A 2,348-nucleotide genomic window follows, 5' to 3' on the forward strand; every position below is an offset into this window, starting at 1 on the left:
GCCAGCGCCCAGACGAGCGCTGCGGTCGGGAGCAGGGCGGCGAGGGCGAACGCGCCGCGTCGGCTGCGTGCCGACACGAGCGGGAGGAGGCCGGCCAGCGCGAGGTGGGCGACGACGAGCGCGAGCACGCGCACCTCCTCTTCCTGCCGGGGTCCGTCCGCTCCCGGCCGCGGCAACGGCTGAGCGGGGCTACCCAGCGGCGCGGAAAACCCGCACCATCCAGCGACGGTCGGGAGCGTGGATCGTCTGGCGTCCACCCTAGCCCGAGTTTCCAACGATCATGACTGTGCGGCCTTGATCACGATGGCGGGACTCCCGCACGGGTGGCCCTGAGCTGGAGCTTGTCTGGCGTGGCGGGTCGACCGGCGCCCCGGGAGGGTGTATTACCCACAATTGTGTCATCGATCATCAAGAAGCACCGCGGAGGGAGGACCTACCTGTACGCGGCGACCTCGGCCCGGGTGGAGGGCCGGCCGCGGATCGTGGAGCAGGTGTACCTGGGCGCCGAGGACGAGGTGATCGCCCGGTTGACCACGGGCTCGGGCGAGGACCCGAGCGTGCCCGACACCGAGCACCGCCGCTTCGGCGACGTCGCGGCGGTGTGGGGGATGCTGGCCCGGCTGGACGCGATCACGGTGATCGACTCGGTGGTGGGTGCCGCGCCGGTGCGCGGTGGGGTGTCGGTCGGCACCTACTTGGGGTTGGCCGCGTTGAACCGGGTCTGCGAGCCTCGATCCAAACGGGCCTTCGCCGACTGGTGGGCCAGGACCGCGATGGGCCGGATCACCCGGATCCCGGTCGGGGCGCTGGATCATCGCCGGTTCTGGGATGCCATGGACGCGGTCACGGTGGGACAGCTGGAACAGATCGAGGCGGCGCTGACCCGGCGGATGATCGAAGTGTTCGGGCTGGACACCCACGCGTTGATCCTGGACATGACCAACTTCGCCACGTTCATCGACTCGGGCAACCAGCGGGCCCCGATCGCGCAGCGTGGCAAGGCCAAGCAGAAGCGCTACGACCTGCGCATCGTCGGTCTCGGGCTGGTCGCCACCCGCGACGGCGGTGTTCCGTTGCTGTCTCGCGCCTACCCGGGCAACCAGGTCGACGTCACCCAGTTCCAGCCCATGATCGAGGAGCTGGCGCAGCGCTACACCGCGACGCTGGGCGGGCCGGGTGCGGCCACGCTCACTTTCGACGCCGGTCAGAACTCGCTGCCCAACTTCACCCGGCTGGCCGAGCTGGGCCTGCACTTCGTCGGGTCGGTGCCCCCCAGCGACCATCCCGGCCTGCTGGCCCGCCCGGCCGCCGACCGCCATATCGTGCCGGCCTACGCCGAGGAGAACCTGACCGCGTTCGAGACCACCGCGCCGGTGCTGGGCCAGCAACGGCGGGTGATCCTGACCCACTCCCCGAGCCTGCACACCGCCCAGCAGGCCGGGTTCGCCCAGACCCTGCGCAAGGCCACCACCGCGCTGACCGAGCTGGCCGCCCGGCTCGCCCGCGGCCGCACCCGCCGACCCCGACCCAAGGTGCAGGCCGAGATCGACACCATCTGCGCGCCCCGCTGGGTGGCCCGAGTGATCACCACCGAGCTGACCGGGGACACCCCCGCCACACTGCGCCTGACCTGGCGGATCGACCCCACCGCCCAGGCCCGGTTGGAAGAGGAGATTTTCGGCAAACGCATCCTGGTCACCGACCACGACCAGTGGCCCCAAGCCCAGGTCATCGACGCCTACCGGTCCCAGGAACACCTCGAGGCCGGGTTCCGCCAGGCCAAAGACCCGCACGTGGTGTCCTTCGCCCCGATCCGCCACTTCACCGACCACAAGATCCGGGTGCACCTGTTCACCTGCGTGCTCGCCCTGGCCATCGCCCACCTGATGCGCCGCGAAGCCGCCCGCGCCGGCCTGCCCCTATCAGTGCCCGCGCTGCTGGCCGAGCTCGACGGCATCGGCGAGACCGTCCTGCTCTACCAGGGCGAACGCGGCCGGCCCCGGGCCCGGCACACGATCACCAGGATGACCTCCACCCAGCAGCGCCTCTACAAGCTGTTCGACCTCGGCCGATACACCCCCCACCGCTGACATGGGTAATACACCAAACTGAAGATCGAAAACTGCTGGGCCTGCGGAAACAGGGCCGAAGCCTCAAGATCATTGGAAACTCGGGCTAGGCGCCACGGGCAGGGGGACGAGCGAGGAAACATTTTGGGCGGTCAGGAGACTGTTCGAGGGTCTCGACGCCCGTGGCGCCCGCACCCTCGGGTCCGGCGAGCAGGAGGGTCCGCTGTCGTTGCGCCGGTGCCGGCGGTTGTCCCGCGCCGGCGGTCCAGCACGTCGACG

At 70.4% G+C, this 2,348-nt stretch carries 1 protein-coding gene; it reads left to right on the forward strand.

What is annotated here, in order from left to right:
• Positions 1–395: 395 nt before the first annotated feature.
• Entirely contained in the window at positions 396–2,090 is a 1,695-nt protein-coding gene (locus VF468_08775) for an IS1634 family transposase (protein HEX5878400.1), read from the forward strand.
• Positions 2,091–2,348 lie beyond the last annotated feature (258 nt).

Source organism: Actinomycetota bacterium, from assembly GCA_036280995.1.
Classification (GTDB): Bacteria; Actinomycetota; CALGFH01; order CALGFH01; family CALGFH01; genus CALGFH01.